The 20,534-nt window shown below is 60.4% G+C and carries 24 protein-coding genes; all 24 read left to right on the top strand.

Annotated elements, in window-relative coordinates; all coding sequences use genetic code 11:
- The first annotated feature begins 57 nt into the window (after nucleotides 1-57).
- The 24 genes from K2Y03_RS11485 (at nucleotide 58) to K2Y03_RS11370 (ending at nucleotide 20,511) form a co-directional block, all read left to right on the top strand.
- Nucleotides 58-555 carry a hypothetical protein gene (locus K2Y03_RS11485; RefSeq protein WP_039330979.1) on the top strand — a complete coding sequence of 166 codons (498 nt, stop codon included), beginning with the start codon at nucleotides 58-60 and terminating at the stop codon, nucleotides 553-555.
- A 177-nt stretch (nucleotides 556-732) separates the two neighbouring features.
- Entirely contained in the window at nucleotides 733-1,998 is a 1,266-nt protein-coding gene (locus tag K2Y03_RS11480) for a DUF3422 family protein (protein WP_007015740.1), read from the top strand.
- Between the two features lie 167 nt (nucleotides 1,999-2,165).
- Complete coding sequence (locus K2Y03_RS11475; protein WP_007015741.1) at nucleotides 2,166-3,596, top strand: sigma-54 dependent transcriptional regulator; 1,431 nt, start codon at nucleotides 2,166-2,168, stop codon at nucleotides 3,594-3,596.
- 153 nt (nucleotides 3,597-3,749) lie between these two features.
- Entirely contained in the window at nucleotides 3,750-3,980 is a 231-nt protein-coding gene (locus K2Y03_RS11470) for a hypothetical protein (protein WP_168727286.1), read from the top strand.
- A 107-nt stretch (nucleotides 3,981-4,087) separates the two neighbouring features.
- A complete protein-coding gene (locus K2Y03_RS11465) occupies nucleotides 4,088-5,050 on the top strand; it encodes a hydrogenase (RefSeq protein ID WP_011536524.1) in 963 nt (320 codons plus the stop codon).
- Between the two features lie 13 nt (nucleotides 5,051-5,063).
- On the top strand, nucleotides 5,064-6,707 hold the full coding sequence (locus K2Y03_RS11460; RefSeq protein WP_007015744.1) for a nickel-dependent hydrogenase large subunit: 1,644 nt from the start codon (nucleotides 5,064-5,066) through the stop codon (nucleotides 6,705-6,707).
- Between the two features lie 89 nt (nucleotides 6,708-6,796).
- A complete protein-coding gene (locus K2Y03_RS11455) occupies nucleotides 6,797-7,177 on the top strand; it encodes a hypothetical protein (protein WP_007015745.1) in 381 nt (126 codons plus the stop codon).
- An 11-nt stretch (nucleotides 7,178-7,188) separates the two neighbouring features.
- Nucleotides 7,189-7,506, top strand: a complete 318-nt coding sequence (locus K2Y03_RS11450) for a hypothetical protein (protein WP_039330882.1) — start codon at nucleotides 7,189-7,191, stop codon at nucleotides 7,504-7,506.
- Entirely contained in the window at nucleotides 7,494-7,979 is a 486-nt protein-coding gene (locus K2Y03_RS11445) for a hydrogenase maturation protease (protein ID WP_007015747.1), read from the top strand. Before K2Y03_RS11450 ends, K2Y03_RS11445 begins: the two co-directional genes overlap by 13 nt.
- Nucleotides 7,980-7,982: 3 nt before the next feature.
- Nucleotides 7,983-8,294 (top strand): hypothetical protein, encoded by a 312-nt coding sequence (locus tag K2Y03_RS11440; protein ID WP_007015748.1) that lies wholly within the window; start codon nucleotides 7,983-7,985, stop codon nucleotides 8,292-8,294.
- Between the two features lie 96 nt (nucleotides 8,295-8,390).
- Nucleotides 8,391-9,389 carry a hypothetical protein gene (locus K2Y03_RS11435; RefSeq protein WP_007015749.1) on the top strand — a complete coding sequence of 333 codons (999 nt, stop codon included), beginning with the start codon at nucleotides 8,391-8,393 and terminating at the stop codon, nucleotides 9,387-9,389.
- 6 nt (nucleotides 9,390-9,395) lie between these two features.
- Nucleotides 9,396-9,608 (top strand): hypothetical protein, encoded by a 213-nt coding sequence (locus K2Y03_RS11430; protein ID WP_011536531.1) that lies wholly within the window; start codon nucleotides 9,396-9,398, stop codon nucleotides 9,606-9,608.
- Nucleotides 9,609-9,619: 11 nt separating this feature from the next.
- Nucleotides 9,620-9,841, top strand: coding sequence for a hypothetical protein (locus K2Y03_RS11425; protein WP_007015751.1), 222 nt, complete (start codon nucleotides 9,620-9,622; stop codon nucleotides 9,839-9,841).
- A gap of 4 nt (nucleotides 9,842-9,845) precedes the next feature.
- Complete coding sequence (locus tag K2Y03_RS11420) at nucleotides 9,846-10,712, top strand: NifU family protein (protein ID WP_007015752.1); 867 nt, start codon at nucleotides 9,846-9,848, stop codon at nucleotides 10,710-10,712.
- Entirely contained in the window at nucleotides 10,709-11,887 is a 1,179-nt protein-coding gene (locus K2Y03_RS11415) for a hypothetical protein (RefSeq protein ID WP_007015753.1), read from the top strand. Before K2Y03_RS11420 ends, K2Y03_RS11415 begins: the two co-directional genes overlap by 4 nt.
- Nucleotides 11,884-14,250, top strand: a complete 2,367-nt coding sequence (gene hypF, locus K2Y03_RS11410) for a carbamoyltransferase HypF (RefSeq protein ID WP_230960710.1) — start codon at nucleotides 11,884-11,886, stop codon at nucleotides 14,248-14,250. The genes K2Y03_RS11415 and hypF overlap by 4 nt, the downstream gene beginning before the upstream one ends.
- Before the next feature lie 17 nt (nucleotides 14,251-14,267).
- Nucleotides 14,268-14,537, top strand: a complete 270-nt coding sequence (locus tag K2Y03_RS11405; RefSeq protein WP_007015755.1) for a HypC/HybG/HupF family hydrogenase formation chaperone — start codon at nucleotides 14,268-14,270, stop codon at nucleotides 14,535-14,537.
- Between the two features lie 14 nt (nucleotides 14,538-14,551).
- Nucleotides 14,552-15,217, top strand: coding sequence for an SIS domain-containing protein (locus K2Y03_RS11400; RefSeq protein WP_007015756.1), 666 nt, complete (start codon nucleotides 14,552-14,554; stop codon nucleotides 15,215-15,217).
- Nucleotides 15,214-16,347: a hydrogenase formation protein HypD gene (gene hypD / locus K2Y03_RS11395; RefSeq protein ID WP_007015757.1), complete on the top strand. Its 1,134-nt coding sequence runs from the start codon at nucleotides 15,214-15,216 to the stop codon at nucleotides 16,345-16,347. Before K2Y03_RS11400 ends, hypD begins: the two co-directional genes overlap by 4 nt.
- Nucleotides 16,344-17,393, top strand: coding sequence for a hydrogenase expression/formation protein HypE (gene hypE / locus K2Y03_RS11390; protein ID WP_007015758.1), 1,050 nt, complete (start codon nucleotides 16,344-16,346; stop codon nucleotides 17,391-17,393). Before hypD ends, hypE begins: the two co-directional genes overlap by 4 nt.
- A 15-nt stretch (nucleotides 17,394-17,408) precedes the next feature.
- Nucleotides 17,409-18,128: a high frequency lysogenization protein HflD gene (locus K2Y03_RS11385; RefSeq protein WP_007015759.1), complete on the top strand. Its 720-nt coding sequence runs from the start codon at nucleotides 17,409-17,411 to the stop codon at nucleotides 18,126-18,128.
- The gene (locus tag K2Y03_RS11380; RefSeq protein ID WP_011536540.1) at nucleotides 18,128-18,370 is read left to right on the top strand and encodes a hydrogenase maturation nickel metallochaperone HypA; all 243 of its coding nucleotides are present in this window, start codon (nucleotides 18,128-18,130) and stop codon (nucleotides 18,368-18,370) included. Before K2Y03_RS11385 ends, K2Y03_RS11380 begins: the two co-directional genes overlap by 1 nt.
- A 44-nt stretch (nucleotides 18,371-18,414) precedes the next feature.
- On the top strand, nucleotides 18,415-19,263 hold the full coding sequence (gene hypB, locus K2Y03_RS11375) for a hydrogenase nickel incorporation protein HypB (protein ID WP_231725734.1): 849 nt from the start codon (nucleotides 18,415-18,417) through the stop codon (nucleotides 19,261-19,263).
- Between the two features lie 396 nt (nucleotides 19,264-19,659).
- Nucleotides 19,660-20,511: an alpha/beta fold hydrolase gene (locus K2Y03_RS11370; RefSeq protein ID WP_196490158.1), complete on the top strand. Its 852-nt coding sequence runs from the start codon at nucleotides 19,660-19,662 to the stop codon at nucleotides 20,509-20,511.
- The last annotated feature ends 23 nt before the right edge of the window (nucleotides 20,512-20,534 follow it).

Here is a 20,534-nt window from a genome sequence, read left to right as displayed (position 1 = left end):
ATCGCTCATTGACCTTGGTCCGGCACATACGCAGTCGGAGTGTCGAAGGAGAAAGCGATGCGTACCTCATTCGATCTTGGCAAATTCGATCCCGAGGTCACCTTGATGGATGCCGCCGTCGAAGAGGAGATCTTGCCGACCATGCGAATGGTGGCAAATGCCAGCCTGGGCGTCGAGCCCTTCGACGCCTACTACGCGGCGCAGGAACTGCTCGAGGTGCTGGAGGCGGTCCAGAGAAAGACACCCGGGGCAAAGGTAAGGCTGGCAGGCATTCTTTCGGCGGACTGCGACGATTACCAGCGTTGCCTCTATTACTGCCTCGCTGGGCGAGGAGCTGGCGTTATGCTCCTGTCCCTGTCGTGGCTGGTCCGCATTCTCCGCGGAAGGGCGGGTGCAATGGGCGAAGTCCTGCGAACGAAGGCAGAGGTGGAGCCGCCCTGCCCTCCTTATGTCGCCTCCCAACCTGATGGCCCGGTACCGTCGGCAAGCGAAGATTTCCACCTCGGTCCATCCTGGACCAGGGACCCGTTGACATATGGGCCGATCAAAGATTGAAGCGGCAACTTTGTTGGACGGTCCGGAACGGCAGGTTTTGGGGAGTGAACGAGGGATAGCTGCCCATTGTTGCGGCCATGTCCGATGGCAGCTAGCCGAGATCGATTTTACCGGCATTGCGGCTTCGCGCTTGTTTGAATAGGTCTGGCCCGGAATCCACTGGCGGGGAATGAGGCTATGCGAGAACATGAGTTGCGGCGGCAAGTTGTCAGCGAAATGCATTTGCGTCGCTGGCCGCTGTTGCAACTGCCGGTCGCAGTGTTCCAGTGGGTGCTTGAGGTTGGGCCTGGCGAGCGTGAGGCGGAGCGCTCAGTCTTGTCCGCTCTGTGCGGAAGCCAATCGGATGAAGAGAATCCGCGCCACCTGTCAGGTGCACTCTTTGGCGACGTCTCCTTTACATGGGAGCGACAGAGCGAAGGTTCGACGCTGACAGTGTTTTGTCCGGAACGCGCCATCGAAGTTTTGCTCGACCCCGGACTGGACTCTTCGGTGGGCGAGGCCATTGACTGGGCGGAAACCCTGCCGGGCGCAATCATTCGCGCGACATCGATCTGGGTTGGTGGCGACGAAGCCGAAGTCGAGAGGGCATTGCCGGCGGTTGATTTCAATCGCAGCGAGCTTGTGTCATGCGGCCTCTCCGGGGGAGTGCGTATCTGGTCGGATTTTCGCATTCACCCCGATGGCCGGGGGCGCCTTGTGGTGTCAGCCGGGGAAGTCGACCGGAGTGATCTCACCCGGCAACTGCAGCAATTGCAGGAGCTTGGGAATTACCGCAACAAGGCGCTCTTGGGGCTGCCGGTGGCACAAGAGGCCTGGCCAAGGCTGGACGCGGCCGAACGCGAATTGGCCGCACTTGCCAAGGCCGTAACGTCCTCGGTGGCCTCTGACGATGATTTGCTGGCGCAATTGTCTGACCTCAGCCTGGAACTTTCGACCATTGCCACGTCAATCGGCTATCGCATGAACGCTACCGCAGCCTATTCGCGTCTGGTGGAAGAGAGGCTCGCACAACTTGCTCCGGAACCGATCCGTGGGTTCGCTTCGCTCGTCGACTTCACTGAACGCCGCTTCCTGCCAGCAGCGCGCACCTGCGCCGCCTTGACTGAGCGCGAACGCCAGCTGACACGGCGTGCGCGCCAAATCTCCGAACTGCTGCGCGCCCGCATCGAGACGCGAATCGAGAACCAGAACGCGAAGCTGCTTCGATCGATGGAGCGCAGCACGACGATGCAAGTGCGCTTGCAGCAGATCGTCGAGGGCCTCTCAGTAGTGGCCGTGAGTTATTATGCCATCGGCCTGCTAGGGTATGCCATAAAGGGTGCGTCCCATCACTTTGACTGGGTTGATCCGGAAGTTGCGATCGCTTTGCTGGTGCTGCCGGTCCTGGGATCCGTGTGGTTTGCGCTCCATTCGCTCAAGAAGCGGGTTCTGGGCGGCCATTAACTGCATCCACGCGGAAATTGCGCAAGCGACAGCGCCTGTTACCAGCCTCCAAGCACATTTCATTGTTAAGTTAGCAGGCGAAATGCAAACTTTCCTTGCACATCGGTCGCGACTGGCAGTAGCAGTTGCGGTCCGCTGCATGTTGGGAGGTGCATTTGGCCGGGGAATTGACGATCCTTGTTGTTTCGCGCGACGATGCGCTGATCAGCGCGGCGCGAGCTGGGCTGAAGGAGCGAGCAGATTACCGGCTGGTCATAGCTGAGGACGGCAAGGCCGCGCAGGAGCGGCTCAACGACATCGAAGTACACCTCTTGCTTTGCGATCTCGACACGGTGGACGATGCCCAGGACAACATACTGACACGCGCGCGCGTGTCACATCCGGGGGTTTGTCGAATTGCGGTCTCTTCGCAGAATCGCGACGAAGCTGACAGCGAGGCAGTCCGTCGCTCTGCCGCCTATCTCTATCTGTTCAAGCCGCTAACACCTCATCAGATTGCGCTCATGGTAAAGCGCAGCCTGGAAATGAACGAACTTTCGCGACGCCATCGCCTTCTTTCGCGTGAACTGAAGATTTCGGTCGATGACCAGATCTTCGAGGAACGCGTGGATATGTCAGTCAAGGGCGGTTACTCGCAATTCGAGAAGCTCGTTTATGCCAGCGCCAAGATGGCTGATTTGATCGTTGAAGCGCGCAAGGCGGCGGTTACCGATCTGCCAGTCCTCATCGAGGGCGACACCGGGACGGGCAAGGAACTGCTGGCGCGAGCGATCCATTTCAACTCTACACGTGTCGATTCTCCGATCCATGTACAGAATTGCGGCGGTATGCTGGATTCCACGCTCCATTCCGAATTGTTCGGACATGTGCGGGGGGCTTACACCGGAGCCACCGCAGACCGGCTTGGGCTGTTCCGTGCCGCAGATGGCGGAACGGTGTTCCTTGACGAAATTTCAGATGTTTCGCCGAGTTTCCAGGTCAGCCTGCTGCGCTTCCTTCAGAATGGCGAGGTTAAACCGCTAGGGTCGGACAAGTTGTTGCATGCCAATGTCCGGATCATTGCGGCGTCGAACCGGCCGCTTCTGGAAATGGTCGAAAAAGGCGAATTTCGGCGTGACCTGTATTATCGTCTCAAAGGCTTTTCGCTGAGCATCCCGGCGCTGCGAGACAGGCGGGAGGATATTCCTGTTCTTACAGATTTCTTCATCGAGAAATATGCCGGAGTAGTCGGCCGCAGGGTAATTGGCATTACGCAGAGTGCGCTCGACAGGCTGCAGGCTCATCAATATCCAGGCAATGTCCGGGAACTGGAAAGCGAGATCAGGCGCGCGGTGGCGCTGGCTGAAAATGGTGGTTACATTACAGAGCGTAACCTTTCGGCCGTGTTTGATAATCTCGTTGTTGCCCCGGATGTCGGCCAGCAGGCGGAAATGGAAGGCGGCACACTCAAGGAGATGGTCGAGCGTCTGGAGCAACGGGTCGTGGTAGGTGCACTCACCCGTTTTCGCTGGAACCAGAGCAAGACTGCCGACGCGCTGGGGCTATCCCGCGTGGGCCTGGCCAACAAGATCAAGCGCTACGGTCTGCATGATGGCTGACGTTGGTCTCATGCAGGAGCAGGAGCAGGAACGGGAGTGGCAGTGAAATGGCAGACCGGGACAATGTTGTTCGCTTGCGTTTTTCCCGCATGCCCTATCCGGGGCAAGAGGCGCCACAAGACCTCGGCTCGACAAAACTGACGCGAACAGCGGGTGCAGGACTTTCTGGTGCGCATGGCCATTGGTGCGGGCGCTGCAAAGGCATCTGGTATTCGGCGTTCGGCGAAGTTGAATGCCCGGTCTGCGGCAACCGGCACGGCTAGCCTGAACGGTTGGCATACGCACCTCCTGCGGCTCCGACTGCAAAGAATGTTTCAAGGAGTGCGTGCAAAGTTTCTTTGCATTTTCTTCGCCGAAAATATGAGCTTCATCATAAAATACTGAAAATGCTTTATTATTTTTCTGGCACGAATCATGCTTAATGTCCTCCCATAGCCCGCAGGGGCATTTGGCCGGTCGGGCACTCCGCCGGGAAGTTGGGAGACTGAGAAATGGCGAATCTGTTGTGGCTTCAAGGCGGTGCGTGCTCTGGCAACACCATGTCCTTCCTTAATGCCGAGGAGCCCAGCGCATGCGATCTGGTGACGGATTTTGGCATCAATGTCCTTTGGCATCCCTCGCTTGGCCTCGAGCTGGGTGAGAATGTCAAAGTCATGATGGAAAAGTGCCTTTCCGGCGAAATCCCGCTCGACATTTTCGTGTTCGAAGGCAGCGTCATCAATGCGCCCAACGGTACCGGCGAATGGAATCGCTTCTGTGGCCGCCCGATGAAAGACTGGGTGGCAGATCTTTCTGCCAAGGCGCAATTTGTTGTGGCAATCGGCGATTGCGCCACCTGGGGCGGCATCCCGGCAACGGCGCCGAACCCGTCTGAAAGCGAAGGCTTGCAGTTCCTCAAGCGGGCCAAGGGTGGAGCGCTGGGCGAAGGCTTCACGTCTCAGGCTGGCCTTCCGGTCATCAATATTCCCGGCTGCCCCGCTCACCCTGACTGGGTAACGCAGATCCTTGTCGCCGTTGCCACGGGCCGCGCGGGCGACCTGACGCTGGACGAATTCCATCGGCCAAAGACCTTCTTCTCCAGCTTCACGCAGACGGGCTGCACCCGCAACATGCACTTCGCCTACAAGGTCTCGACCACGGCCTTCGGTCAGCGCAAGGGCTGCCTCTATTACGATCTGGGGTGCCGCGGCCCGATGACTCACAGCCCCTGCAACCGCATTCTGTGGAACCGCGTTTCGTCCAAGACCCGTGCTGGCATGCCCTGCCTTGGCTGTACGGAACCGGAATTCCCCTTCTTCGATCTCGCCCCAGGAACTGTCTTCAAGACCCAGACTGTGATGGGCGTGCCGAAGGATCTGCCGCTAGGGGTTGATCGTACCGGCTACGTCAAGCTCACAGCTGCCGCCAAGGGTGCGGCTCCGGCGTGGGCCGAAGAGGATATCTTCGTCGTCTGATTCATGAGGGTTCATGGCGCGCAGCGAAGCGCGCCGCACACAGAATTTCGGGAGAATTACAATGGCAGCTACACAAACCCTCGACATTTCGCCCGTTGGCCGGGTGGAGGGCGACCTTGATGTCCGCGTCGACATCGAGAACGGGATCGTCACCAATGCATGGACGCAAGCGGAAATGTTCCGCGGCTTCGAAGTCATCCTCAAGAACAAGGATCCACAGGCCGGGCTTGTCGTTACGCCTCGTGCTTGCGGCATCTGCGGTGCCTCGCACCTGTCCTGTGCTGCCTGGGCACTCGATTCCGCCTGGGGTACCACCGTTCCGCGTAACGCGATCCTTGCCCGCAATCTCGGGCAAATCGTCGAAACACTCCAGTCAATCCCGCGACATCACTATGGTCTGTTCATGATCGACTACACCAACCAGAACTATGCGAAGTCCAAGTTCTACGAAGAAGCGGTGAAGCGCTATGCGCCCTTCACAGGGACCTCCTATGAAGCGGGTGTGACCATTTCGGGCCGCCCGGTAGAAATCTATGCCCTGCTTGGCGGGCAGTGGCCGCATTCTTCCTTCATGGTTCCTGGCGGCGTGATGTGCGCCCCGACCCTGACCGACGTGACCCGCGCCTGGTCGATCCTGGAGCACTTCCGCCGCAACTGGATCGAACCGTTGTTCCTTGGTTGCTCGATGGAGCGCTATGAGGAAATCACCACGTACGATCAACTGATGGCGTGGCTTGATGAGCGGCCGGAACACGCGAATTCCGATCTCGGCATGTTTATCCGCATGTCGCTCGACATCGGACTGGAGAAATATGGCACTGGCCACGGCAAGTTCATCTCGTGGGGCTATCTCCCGCATGAAGACCGTTACAACAACCCCACGATTGAAGGCCGCAACAGCGCCGTGATCATGAAATCGGGGACGTTCGACGGTGCCAGCGGCGCGTTCAAGCTGATGGATCAGGGCAATGTCCGCGAGGACATGCAGCGCGCGTGGTACAACGAAGGGGACGATATCCACCCATTCGACCGGACGACGATGCCAATCGCGAAAAACGACATCGATACTGATGGCAAATACAGCTGGTCGACTGCCGTTCGCCACGCCGAACATGGTCGTCTTGAGGCCGGCCCGCTCGCGCGGCAGCTGATCGCTGGTGGCGATCATGGCGAGGCCTGGCAACACAGTGATGGACTGGTGCTCGACATGTATCGCAAGCTTGGCGGCGCTTCGACCTACCTGCGCCACTTCGCCCGCCTGCATGAGCTGTGCAAGCTATACCGCGAAGCCGAACGCATCCTGCGCGAGTTCCGTCTCAACGATGAATGGTACATCAAGCCTACTGAGCGCGATGGCCAGGGATGGGGCGCGACCGAGGCTGCGCGTGGCGCCTTGTGCCACTGGATCGACGTGCGCGATGGCAAGATCCACAATTACCAGATCATCGCTCCGACCACATGGAATGTCGGCCCGCGTGCGAGCAATGGCGAGTTGGGACCGATCGAGGAGGCACTCATCGGCACCCCGATTACAAATACTGCCGATCCGGTTGAAGTCGGACATGTCTGCCGTTCCTACGACAGCTGCCTGGTTTGTACGGTCCACGCACACGATGCGAAAACGGGCGAGGAACTGGCGCGCTTCCGCACAGCTTGATATCGGGCCGCCGGGTGGGAGGACGCTGTGAGGTGTCTCCCACCCGAGGCTGCGAATAGAATAACAACCCGTTGGGAGAATGCGCCGGAATGACTGGCGACAACACCGAATTGCAGCGCCAGCGCGAATGGCTCCTGTCCCGGTATGGCGTGGTGCCTTCAGAGGCCGATCATGCGACACTTCTGCGCATGATCGAGGATTATCTCAACGAAGGGCTGGAAACGCAGGTTGAGCCATTTCCCGAAACCGACCGCGAGTTTTCAGGCATTCTTGACGAGTTAAGGGCGCTCGACCCGGATGATCTAAGGGCCAAGCTCGACATTTCCGGCTGGTTGCTTCGCCCGTACGGGGCAGACGAGATGCGCTGTCAGGAATGCATGTATTATCTGGTCCACAGGCGCTGGTGTGACCTGCCGGAGCTAAGCTTGCCCGCCGAGCCCGAATGGTGGTGTCGCCTCTGGCGCATTTGAAGGAGTTGCGCATGGCCACTGATGCAGACGAAACCCTACGGCGGGAGATCGCGGGTCTTCTGGCTGGCGGCCTTGAAACCGAAGTCTTCCCCAGAGCCGAAGACTCCGCGCAGGTCAACGCGATCGTGTCCCGCCTGCAATCGGAAGGCAAGGACCTTGCTTCCAAACTTGTGATTGCCGGGTTTACAGATCACACCATCACGGCTGATGAACTGGAACAGCCCTGCGAAACCTGCATGTATTACCTTATCAAGCGCCGTTTCTGTGATCTGCCTGAACTTATGCTGCCGGTTGAACCCGAGTGGTCGTGCCGCCTGTGGCGAATTTAGACGCACCTGCCACTGCGATCATTGGCTGCGGCAATATCAATCGCGGTGATGACGGGGCTGGTCCGGCCGTCATCGCCCGGCTTGCTGCTGAAGATTTGCCGTCTGATGTAGCGCTGCTGGATGCCGGCACTGATGGGATGGCAGTGATGTACCGTGCGCGCGGGGCGCAGCAGCTTATCGTGATCGATGCAAGGGAGCCCGAAGGCAAGCCGGGGGCTATCTACGAGGTTCCCGGCGATGTGCTGGCGGCAGAACCGGTCCATGGCGTGGGTCTTCACGCGTTCCGTTGGGACAACGCCCTGTTTGTGGGACGCAAGATCTTTGGCGATGACTTCCCTTCTGATGTGCAAGTCTATCTGATCGAAGCGCAGACGCTGGACTATGCCACCGAGCTTTCCGGGCCGGTAGTTGCAGCGGTCGAGAAGGTGGCGGCCAAGATCGCGGCGCGGCTCGTCATCGCCCCCGAGGCTTAAGTCATGGAGCAGACCATCTCGGTCGCGCGCGGGACGATCCGGTTTCCCGCAGGCCTGGTCGCTACCTATTTCTCGGGCATCGATGCAGTTGCGGTGCTGATCGATGGCGCGACCTTGCGGATTTTGCCGGTGTTTCACGCGGCGGCCGGAGGAGCGCTGTTGAAACAACGCAATGCTCAGGGTGATCGGGTAGTTGGCGCTTTCGATGTGTTCGAGGCGCACGGCCTGGCCGACTTCGAGGCGCAGGACGTCCCCGTAAGGTGGTCAAGCGGAGATGCGGCGCTTCTTGCGGACCTCCCCGTAACTGATAACTAAGTTTACATAACGAAAAACTGGTAGACAATTTACCCGGCGCTCGTTTTAAGGGCTGCAGGCCCGAATCCGATCAAGGGGAGGCCGGGGAGAGTCGGGATGGTTGCGCTCAGTCGCACAGAGGATCAGCTGGCGGCCGCCTTGAAGGTGGTGGAGGAAAGTGACGCTTCGGTTATCGAGAAAGCCGAAATGCTCATGGAAATTGCCATGGGTCTGCAACAGCGGCCGAAGGAAGCCGACGACCTGCTGGCAGCCATCGAACTCTATGAACAGGCAATCCATCAGTGCGGAGACCAGGATGCACTGCTGACTGCCCGGATTCGTGCGCGAATGGCCACGGCGCTCATGGCAATTCCTTCCGAAATTGCCGCACCGATCGAACAGGCTCGTGACTTGCTGAAACAGGCAACACCGGTCCTGGCGGAGGGAGGCAGCGGCGAAGAGGTGGCTGAAGCGGAAATGAACCTTGGCCTCGCCCTGCAGACTCTTGCAGGCGCAGGCATGGCACGAATTACAGATGCAATATCCGCCTATCAGCGATCGCTGCGGACGTTCAACAAGCTGCGTCATCCACGCGAATATGCCATTCTGAACAACAATCTGGCGACCGCCTTCCTCTCCGTTCCGATTACGAGCGAAAGCGGCAAGATCAGCGAAGCGCTGGCGGTGCAATCATTTGAAGAAGGACTTTCGGCGGTCAATCTGATCGATCAGCCGATGGAATATGCAATGCTGCAGAACAATCTGGGCAATGCGCTGCAATATGCATCATCGAGCCACCGGGTCGAGAACGGTTTCCGTGCGCTGGAGGCCTATGACGAGGCGTTGAAGGTGCGCCAGCGGGACAACACTCCGCTTGAATATGCCAACACCATAGCGAACAAGGCCAATTGCCTTTGCAACCTCCCTGACGATCCGGAAGACGGAGAAGCAGGCAATCCACGCAACATCGCGCAGGCGATCAAGCTGCTGCGCGAAGCGCGCGAAATATTTGCCGCTTCCGGAGCGCAGGACCGGGCCGAGAGCGCGGCGCAAACGATCATCGAACTTGAAATGGCAGTGCGCGGCGAACCCTCGCGCGCCAACGGCGGATTTTAGAGAACAATGGAGGTGAATTTGCTCGTAATTTTACTGCTGGCCCTAGTGGCCGGAATAGCAGGGGCTCTTGTCGGCGGCGCGCTCTCGGGCCTGAAGATTGGCGGGGCTGCGCTGGGCAAGCAACTGGCAGCCCAACTGGGCGGGCTATACGGCCTGCTCGCCGGAGTTCCCGGTGTAGTCATGGGACTCGCCGTGCTGTTTTTCATGCAATCGGCCTGAGGGAGACTACCATGTTTGATATGGTTTTCAGTTCAACCAAGTTGTTTTTTCAGGGCAAGCTGTTCCAGGATACGGCCCTCGCCATCCGTCTACTTGTGACCGGGGCTGCCGCAGCTACCGTTGCAACTGTATTGGTTGGCATGGTTGCACCACTATGGGGAGCGGCGATTGCCGGGGGCCTGGTGGGCGGCTTGCTTCAGCCTTACCTCTACCGGAACATCAAGTACGCCTGATCCGATGTCAGAGGCGGATCCCCAGCGGCCCGAGCCAACGCTTTCCCGCCTGCTGGGGGATCTGACCGCGCTGGAAGCGCTGGCAGAGAACTGGGAAGAAGGTGCACGCAATGGTGCGCAGGCACGGGCAGCGGCGCTTGACGCGCTCAATGCCGAAGCCTTCCGTCGCCTGATCCGGTCGCTGCGTGAGCTGCCCGGCGCAGCCGAGGCTTTGCGTCAGGCGGCGGCGGACGAGGTGGTCTATTGCGTGCTCCGCCGCCATGGCATCCTCAAGGCCAGCCTGTTCGAGCGGGTCGATGCCGCGCTTGCCACGGTGCGCCCGACGCTGGCCGGCCATGGCGGCGATGCCGAACTGGTCGAAGTATCTGGCGACAAGGCAGTGGTCCGTTTTCTGGGGGCCTGTGATGGATGTCCCGCTTCGGCGCTGACTTTCTATGCCGGGGTAAAGAAAGCGATCACTGAGCAAGTGCCCGAAATCCGCGAAGTCAAACAGGCCAAGGGGCTGGGTGGCGGCGGCGGTGACACGGTGCATTTCACCTCTCCCTTCGCCGCGCATGAGCATGAAGGCTGGCTCCACGCGCTGCAACTGACTGAATTGCCCGACGGGACGACTTCTGTCCTGGAGCTGGAAGGGCGTTCGCTGCTTCTTTCGCGCTTCGGGGACAAGGTTACCTGTTTCGAGAACGCCTGTGCGCATCTTGGCATGCCGATGGACCAGGCGGAAATTACCGATGGCTTCATCACCTGTCCGCACCATGGTTTCCGTTATGCGCTCGAAAGCGGTGAATGCCTGACGGCACCGGAAGTGCAATTGCAACCTCATGCCGTACGCGTCCGAGGGGACGCCATCGAACTGAGGCTGACGCGATGAAAGTATCGCTCGCGCCCTCCTTCCGTCCGGTCAAAGCCGAAGGGACGCAAATCGCGGGGGCACCGCTGCTGGAAGAAGGCGGGCCGCGCGTTGTGCTCGGGTGGTCGCCCGGCGACATTGCAACGCCGCTGTCTCCCGCCGCTGCAAGCCTGTTCGGGCCGCGCGGTGTCTGCCTGCATCCTGATGGAACATTGTGGGTCGCGGATACCGGGCATCATCGGCTGCTGGGATGGCGAAAAATTCCACAATCGGACAATGAGCCTGCCGACATTCTGATCGGCCAGCCGAGTTTCTCACGCGAAGGCCGCAACGCCAAGGGGCCTCCCGGTCCTGCTACGCTCAATGTGCCAACTGGCCTGTGCTCATGGCGCGGCGGATTAGCCGTGGCTGATGCCTGGAACCACCGCGTGCTGATCTGGCGCGAAGTGCCAACAGGCAATGGCCAGCCAGCCGATCTGGTGCTGGGTCAGGAGGATAGTGAATCCGTTCTGGCCAATCGCGGCGCTGACCGTCCAACCTCGGCCAGCCTGCACTGGCCCTATGGCGTGGCCGAAGTGGCCGGCAGACTGGTCGTATGCGACAGCGGCAACCGCCGCCTGCTGGTTTGGAGCGATCCTTCAGAAACCGGCCAGCCAGCCGATCTGGTGCTGGGCCAGCACGACTTCTCTACGCGCGACGAGAACGCGGGCGGCGAAGTCACGGCGATGTCGATGCGGTGGCCGCATGGAGCCTGCTGGTGGAATGGCCATCTCGCGCTGGCAGATAGCGGCAACAATCGTGTAATGCTGTGGCGCGGATTTCCAGAGCACAATGGCGCGCCTTGCGACGCAATCCTGGGACAGCGGGACGCCGCGCATTGCGATCACAATATGTCCTCCTACTATCCCAGCGCGGCCAGTGTGAACATGCCCTATGCGACGGTTGAAGCCGGTGGCCAGCTGATTGTGGCCGATACCGCGAACTCGCGTCTGCTCGGCTGGGCAGACAGCGCCACCGGCATTGCGGCGAACCGGCTTTGTGGTCAGCCGGACTTCGCCAGCAAAGGCGACAATCGCTGGGGCATGCCCGAACGAGACAGCCTGTGCTGGCCCTATGGCCTGTCAGCGCTGGGTGATCTGGTGGCGGTTGCCGATAGCGGCAACAATCGCGTCCTTTTGTGGAATCTGGCGCGGTGACCGGCGAACGCCTTCTGGTACGCGGCCAGGTGCAGGGCGTAGGCTTCCGGCCCACTGTATGGCGGGTTGCACGCGAGCTTGAGCTAACCGGTGATGTGCGCAACACCAGCAGCGGGGTTGAAATTCGCCTTTGGGGCGAAGCGGTGTCGCGCTTTGAAAGCGAACTGCGCGCGGCTCTGCCTGCATTGGCGCGGATTGATGCGATAGAACGCGTGGCAATTGATGCTGTGCGGCCCGAGAGCTTCGTTATCGGTGCATCGGAAGGTGATGGCATGCGCGGGGCTGTAACGCCCGATGCGGCAATCTGCTCCGCCTGCCTTGAAGAAGTGCGCGACCCTTTCGAGCGTCGCTATCGCTACCCCTTTACCAATTGTACCGAATGCGGGCCGCGTTTCTCGATTATCGAGACCGGCCCCTATGATCGTGCCCGCACGACCATGAGGGGTTTCGCGATGTGCCCGGAATGCGGAGAGCAATATTCCGATCCGACAGACCGGCGCTTCCATGCCCAACCTATCGCGTGCCATGTTTGCGGACCACGCGCATGGATCGAGCGCCTTGGCCCCGGTACTGTTAATCACGAAGCCTTTTCGATGATGGACGACGTGGATGCCGCAGGCGGCATGCTGATGAACGGGCATATCGTCGCCATCAAGGGGCTTGGCGGCTTTCATCTCGCCTGTGATGCCACCCGCGCGGAGGTGGTGGCCGATCTGCGTATGCGCAAACGGCGCAGGGGCAAGGCCTTTGCCCTGATGGCGCGCGATCTGGACGTTATCTGCCGTTATGCCGAATTCTCGGAACAGGAAGCCGAACTGCTGGCATCGCCTGAAGCGCCGATCGTGTTGCTGCGCGCATCGGGGGAACCGCTGCCCGAAGCGGTTGCGCCGGGGCTGGACCGTATCGGCTTCATGCTGCCGCACACCCCGCTACATCACCTGCTGTTGCGGCGGATGAAGCGCCCGGTGGTGATGACTTCAGGCAATCTCTCAGGCCGCCCGCAATGCACGACTAACGAGCAGGCCCGCGCCGAACTGGAAGGCATTGCCGAATTCGCGCTGATGCACGACCGGCACATTGCCAACCGGATCGACGACAGCGTTGCGCGGGTCGATCTGGGCCGGGTCCGGCTGCTGCGCCGCGCACGCGGCTATGCCCCCAGAGCTATCGACCTGCCCACCGGCTTTCCGCGTGACATTTCAATACTGGCCATGGGCGCGGAGCTCAAGAACAGCTTCTGTCTGGTGCGCGATGGCGAAGCTGTGCTGAGCCAGCACATGGGCGATCTGGAAGATGCGGCCACCGAAGATGATGTGCGCCGCAACCTCGATCTTTATACCCAGCTCTACGACCATCAGCCAGCGGCAATCGCGGTGGACGCGCATCCTGAATATCTTTCGACCAAGCATGGGCGCGAAATCGCGGATGGACGACCGGTGATCGCGGTACAGCATCACCACGCCCATATCGCCGCCTGTCTGGCAGAAAACGGCCGCTCGCTCGATGCCGCCCCTGTACTGGGAATCGCGCTTGACGGTCTGGGTCTGGGTGATGACGGCACGATCTGGGGCGGTGAGTTCCTGATCTGCGATTATCGCGGATACCGTCGTGCCGGGATGCTCAAGCCGGTCGCACTACCGGGTGGGACTGCGGCGATCCGCGAACCCTGGCGCAATGCCTATGCCCATTTGATGGCGCAGATGGGCTGGGCCGAATTCGCGATGAATTTCGCTGACCTGCCATTGTTTGCCCGCCTTTCCGCCATGCCGCGATCCACGATCGATGCGATGATCGCCAGCGGCACCAATAGCCCACTTTCTTCCTCATGCGGGCGGTTGTTCGATGCCGCTGCGGCGATCTGCGGTCTCGCCTGGGATCGGCAGGAATATGAAGGGCAGGCAGCCATGTTGCTGGAAGCAGCAATCGATCCGGCGGCGCTGAATGAGCCGGACGATCTGGCCTATCCTTTTTCCATTCCGTTGCTGGGCGGGCGTGGGCTTCCCTATGTTGAACCGCTCGCCGTGTGGCGGGCGATGCTGGGTGACCTGCTGCTGAATACGCCTGTTGGGGTGATGTCCGCGCGGTTCCATCGCGGCCTCGCACGGTCTGTTGTGGCCATGGCGCAGCGCCTGACCGCAGACGATGGCCCTGATACTGTGGCCCTGTCTGGCGGCTGTTTCCAGAACGCCACGCTGTTCCGCCTGGTCCATGAAGGATTGGAACAACTGGGGCTCAACGTCCTCAGCCACTCGAGAGTGCCCGCCAATGATGGCGGTCTGGCTTTGGGGCAGGCCGCTGTGGCCATGGCCCATTTGCACGAAGCGACCGCGGAAACCGAAAATGGGAGAGAAGTATGTGCTTAGGTATTCCGGGACAGATCGTGGAGATCACCGATGCCGGGCGCAAGCTGGGCGTGGCCAATGTCTCGGGCGTGCGGCGCCCGGTCAACCTCGCCTGCGTTATTGGCGAAGGCAGTGTCGAAGACCTGATCGGCACATGGGTGCTGATCCATGTCGGATTTGCCATGAGCAAGATTGACGAGGATCAGGCGGCCGAAACACTGCGCATCCTGACCGAGCTGGGAGAGGCGCAGCAGGAACTTGCAGCCATGCGCGACGGCGATCGCGCGTTGGGAGACGCGCAGTGGTGACCACTGGCCCTGCCTTGAATGCGCTTTATCCGCATATGCGCAGACGTGGCGAACAGCTCCGTGCCTCGGCGCAAAGCCTGCGCCATTCGGTTGAGAGCAAGGCTCGGGACCACACTGAGGTGTTCGGCAAGTTTTTTGCAGAACAGGCAGACGAGCTGGTCGCCGCCGCGACCACGCTGGCCGCAAGCTATCGCCAGGGCGGGCGCCTGCTGGCCATGGGCAATGGCGGATCGAGCTGTGATGCCGCGCATGTCGCGGTGGAGTTTCTCCATCCAGTGACCGCCGGAAGGCCGGCGCTGGGTGCGATCAACCTCGCGGCCGATGTCGCGATGCTGACGGCAGTCGGTAATGATGTCGGACAGGACCATGTGTTCGTGCGTCCGCTGATTGCCCACGGGCGGCACGGTGATTGCCTGATCGGCTTTTCGACCAGCGGCAATTCCGCAAACCTCATCCGGGCTTTTGCCAAGGCACGGGAGATGGGCATTGCCACGATCGGCCTGGCGGGTGGTGACGGGGGCGAGATGGCCCGCGCCGGACTGGATCATCTGCTGGTGGTCCCAACAGGCTCGATCCACCGGGTGCAGGAATGCCACCTCGCGGCCTATCACATCCTCTGGGACCTGACCCACACGCTGCTAGCCAATGACCGGGCCGCACCGCTGGAGGCAGGCGCATGAAGTATGTCGACGAATTCCGCGATCCGGTTCGCGCCGGTGTCCTGCTCAAGGAAATCGAGGCCCTGACTGCACAGATCATGGCCGGGCGCGATCGCCCAGTCGTCATCATGGAAGTGTGCGGCGGCCACACGCATTCGATCTTCCGATACGGCATCGAGAAGATGCTTCCGCCGGAAATCGAGTTTGCCCATGGGCCGGGCTGTCCGGTTTGCGTGTTGCCGATGGGCCGGGTCGATGATTGCGTGGAACTGGCTATGAAGCCGGAGGTGATCTTCACTACGTTTGGCGATGCCATGCGCGTGCCGGGATCGCGGCTCAGCCTGCTAGGCGCAAAGGCCGAAGGGGCCGATGTGCGGATGGTCTATTCACCACTCGATGCCCTCGCGCTGGCCCGTGCGAACCCGGACCGCGAAGTGGTTTTCTTCGGCCTCGGCTTCGAGACGACGATGCCCTCCACAGCCCTGACAATCCTGCAGGCCCAGGCAGAAGGGATCGGCAATTTCTCGCTGTTCTGCAACCACATCACCATCATCCCCACGATCAAGGCGATCCTCGATTCACCCGATATGGGGATCGATGGCTTTCTCGGGCCGGGCCATGTCTCGATGGTCATCGGCACTGATCCCTATGACTTCATCGCACGCGACTATCACCGTCCGCTGGTGGTCGCCGGCTTCGAACCGCTCGACGTATTGCATTCGGTTTGGATGGTGCTTCGGCAAATGGCCGAAGGCCGGGCGGAGATCGAAAACCAGTATGCCCGGATTGTGCCACGCTATGGCAATGAAGCTTCGCTGGCTGCGGTTACGGAAGTATTCGAACTGCGGGAATTCTTCGAATGGCGCGGGCTGGGCTCGATCGACCATTCTGGCGTCCAGATTCGCGAGGCCTATGCGGCCTGGGATGCTGAGCGAAAATTTGCCGTTGCATCGCCTAGCATTCCGGATCCCAAGGCTTGCCAGTGCGGCGAAGTGCTGAAAGGCGCGATCAAGCCATGGCAGTGCAAGCTGTTCGGTCGGTCGTGCACACCGGAAACACCGATGGGTGCCCTGATGGTTTCGTCTGAAGGAGCATGTGCCGCCTATTATCAGTATGGCGGGATCGATGCGGTGCCGGAGCCAGCGCAATGAACGCTGTAACTCCCACTGGCAACGGACGGCTGCGAGCGGAGCGGGTCACGCTGGCGCATGGCGGTGGCGGCAAGGCCATGCGGGATCTGATCGAGGATGTGTTTACCTCGGTTTTCGAACCCGACGGGTTGGAAGACCAGGCGCGGTTGAGCCACGAAATGTTGGCCGTGGAGGGTGCCCGGCTGGCCTTCACCACGGACAGTTTCGTAGTGCAGCCGCTCGAGTTCCCCGGTGGCGATATCGGCAAGATTGCGGTTTGCGGCACAGTTAACGACCTTACCGTCGGCGGCGCGCAACCGCTGTGGCTGTCGGCGGCCTTTATCATTGAGGAAGGCACCGAAGTCGCCTTGCTACGCCGCGTGGCAGCGGCCATGCGTAGGGCGGCCGACCAGGCCGGTGTGCGGATCGTGACCGGCGATACCAAGGTGGTTGAGCGCGGTGCCGCCGATACGCTGTTCGTCACCACTTCCGGAGTGGGAGTCATCCCTGCGGGACGCGAACTTGCCGCGGAGAAAGTTCGCGCGGGCGATGTCGCGCTGGTCAACGGCGTACTGGGTGATCATGGCGCCGCCATTCTGGCCGCGCGCGGAGACATGGTTTTCGAGGCGGATATTCGTTCGGATTGCCGCCCGCTCAATCACCTGATGGAAGCGGTGATCGAAGCCGCACCGGGTGTGCGCTGTGCGCGGGATGCCACCAGAGGAGGCCTGGCCAGCGCACTCAACGAAATATCGCAAGCCTCGGCCATCGGGATCGAGATCGACGAGGCCAGATTGCCAATGAGGGCCGAGGTCAAGGGCGTGTGCGAACTGCTCGGGCTTGATCCACTCTATCTCGCCAATGAAGGGGCGCTGGTGCTGTTCGTTCCAGAGGAGCAGGCGGAAGCTGCGCTGGCAGCCATGCGCTCAACCGAGGCAGGGCGCGATGCAGCCATTATCGGGCGCGCGGCAGAGATGCGCAGCCCGCGCGTGGTCATGCATAGCCTGTTCGGCGGAAGCCGGATCGTCGACATGCTGGTCGGCGAGCAACTGCCGCGTATCTGCTGAGGGAGAAGACCTGCCATGCAACTCTCGTTGATCGCCCTGGGTTTCCTTGCCGGAATGGGCCATGCGCTCGAACCCGATCACCTCGCCGCAGTCGGTGCCATGGCCACGGGACGGAATTCGCGCCGGTCGATGGTGCTGCGGGGTGCTGCGTGGGGGCTAGGGCATACGCTCACCCTGCTCGCGATCTGTTCTGCAGTGATCCTGCTGGGCATGGCATTGACAGGCCGTACGGCAGCCCTTCTGGAGAGCGCCGTTGGCTTCATGCTGATTCTGCTGGGGGGCGATGTACTTTGGCGGATGCGCAAGGCACGGGTGCATTTCCATCTGCACGATCATTCCGATGGCGAACGTCATTTTCATGCTCACAGCCATCTTGGCGAACGGGCGCCCCATGATGCGAGCCGCCACGAACACTCTCACCCCCACAAATTTCCCTTGAAAGCGCTGGCTGTCGGGCTGGTGCATGGCGCGGCAGGATCGGCTGCCCTGCTTACCCTGGCAGTCGCTTCGGTTGGTGATCCTCTGCTGGCGGTTATCTATGTCCTGCTGTTCGGAGTTGGCTCAATTGCAGGAATGGCTGCGCTCAGCTTTGTCGCCTCCTGGCCGCTTGGCTATGCAGAGCGTGTTGCCTTGCGACTTCATCGAGCGCTGAATCTGTCGTTGGCTGTGCTGGCACTTGGCCTGGGATTGCACACGATCTACGCCAACCTGCCTGGCGTGTTGGGGGCGGCCTGATGCACGAGCTGTCTCTTGCCCGGAATATTGTCGCCATTGTTGGTGATCACGCGCAGGGTCGGCGGGTGTCGCGTGTTCGCCTGGCAGTCGGCCCCTATGCCTGCGTAGAGCGCGAGGCGATCCGATTTTCATTCGAGGTGGCGAGCGAAGGTACGCTGCTCGAGAAGGCTGCACTCGAATTTCTGGAAGGCGAGACCGACCAGTTCATCATCAAGGATTTCGATATGGAGGAAATGGCCTGATGTGCGGCACCTGCGGATGCACCGATCCTGACAACGAGATCGCGATGATCGACCCGGAAACCGGAAAGCGAGTGCTGCTTCGCGGCGGCGATGACCATTCCCACGATCATGACCACACCCACGATCACAATCATTCACACGATCATGATCATTCACACGGGCACCATCATCACCATCATCATGATCACGGGCATGACCATCACCACCACGGTGAACAAGCGGCGCGTGTATCGCTGGAAACCGCCGTGCTTGACCGGAATGATCGCCAGGCGGCTCGCAACCGGGGCTGGTTCGAAGGGCGCGGTGTTGTCGCGCTCAATCTCGTCAGTTCGCCTGGGGCTGGCAAGACGACCTTGCTCGAAACCACGATCCGGGCGCTGGAAGGAAGTCTGCCGATTGCCGTTATCGAAGGTGATCAACAGACGGCCAATGATGCCACGCGCATTCGCGAAGCGGGGGCCCGTGCAATCCAGATCAACACAGGGGCCGGCTGTCACCTCGAAGCCGATATGGTTGCCCGCGCTGTTGAAGAACTCGCACCGAAATCCGGCTCGTTGCTGCTGATCGAGAATGTCGGCAATCTTGTTTGTCCGGCGATGTTCGATCTGGGTGAGCGGATGAAGGTCGCCGTTATCTCCACCCCGGAGGGCGAGGACAAGCCACTCAAATATCCGCACATGTTCCGCGCAGCAGAGGTGGTGCTGATCAACAAGATCGACCTCGCCCCGCATGTTGGATTCGACGAGGCCGCATGCCGCTCAAACATCTCCTCAGTAAACCCCAATGCGCGCGTCTTGCTGGTTTCCGCCCGCACCGGTGAAGGGATGGACGCGTGGTACGATTTTCTGCGAGCAATGGCGTCAGCAGCCGCGGATGGCGGGTGCCTCATTTAGGCGGGACTGCCCACGGGACTAAGATCGTCATCTTGCCCTATCGAGGAATGGCGGCTTTCTTTAGTTTTAGAGCCCAGACCGGACGGTCCGAAACCGGCCCTGTTTCACCCATGATCCGCCGCGTGAATCTATGTCCGGTTTCAACGGTTGGTTCTGAGACCGGGAACGACGGCTCTGTTGGCGGCAGCAGCCTGCCAAACCCTAACCGCAGCTATTGCAATTGGCATCCCGGAACCGGATTTTCCGGACACAAGCCAAAAGCGGTCACATTAACATAGCTTTGAATTATATTGTGATAGACCCTCGAAAATTCCAGCCTTGGCGAAGGTTGAAATGTCCTCAAAGGCAAGAAGGCGATCATTCCTAACGTGGCGAACACGATTGGGCTGTATGGGGATGCTGGCTTTGATTGCCGGACTTACCGGCATCTGGGTTGTTGGTTCGGCAATGACTGGCGCGACCAACGCGTCGGTTGAACCTGCCCCCGCGCCCGCCACCGAAATCCGGTTGACGACATCGGATCAGGTCGAGATCGCTGCGAGTTACTGGAAGGCTGACGATTCCACCGCCCCGGCCATTCTCTTGTTGCACGGCAACGGCGGCAATCGGCGAGATATGCTCGATATGGCAACGTGGTTGGCAGGCGAAGGCTATTCCGTGCTGTCCATCGATATGCGCGGACATGGCCAATCCAGTCCACAAAGCAAAAGTTTCGGCTATCTTGAAGCCCGTGATGCCCATGCCGCACTCGCGTGGCTCAGGCAGCAGCACCCCGCGAGCAAGCTGGGGGCAATCGGTTTCTCTCTGGGCGGTGCGGCCAGCGTTCTTGGCGACAGAGGCCCTCTCGACGTCGACGCTCTTGTGATGATGTCGGTCTACCCTGACATTCGCACGGCCATTTTCAATCGCATCGAAGCCGCCGTCGGGACCCTGCCGGCAGTGGCAATCGAACCGATGCTGAGCTATCAGTCCATTCCACGCTATGGAGTTGGACCGGATAAATTGTCTCCCCTCGCAGCCATGAACAAGGTTCGCGTTCCGGTCATGGTGGTTGGGGGAGAGCTCGACGCATACACTCCTCCCGCTGAGATTGAAGCCATGTACCGGGCAGCACCGCCAGGAAGCGAGTGGTGGATACTGGAGGGCTTGGGACACGATGAAGTGGTTCGCGCTAATGACCCTGCGTTTCGTAAGAGGCGTCACCTCAAGCTTTGTACGCTGAACAACGATTTTCCGGACATAATGTGAACATTGGTGTCAGGCAGCGGCGC

The organism is Sphingomonas sp., assembly GCF_019746015.1.
Classification (GTDB): Bacteria; Pseudomonadota; Alphaproteobacteria; order Sphingomonadales; family Sphingomonadaceae; genus Sphingomonas.
The sequence above is the reverse complement of the archived record's forward strand: the minus strand, read 5'-3'. Positions and strand labels throughout refer to the sequence as shown.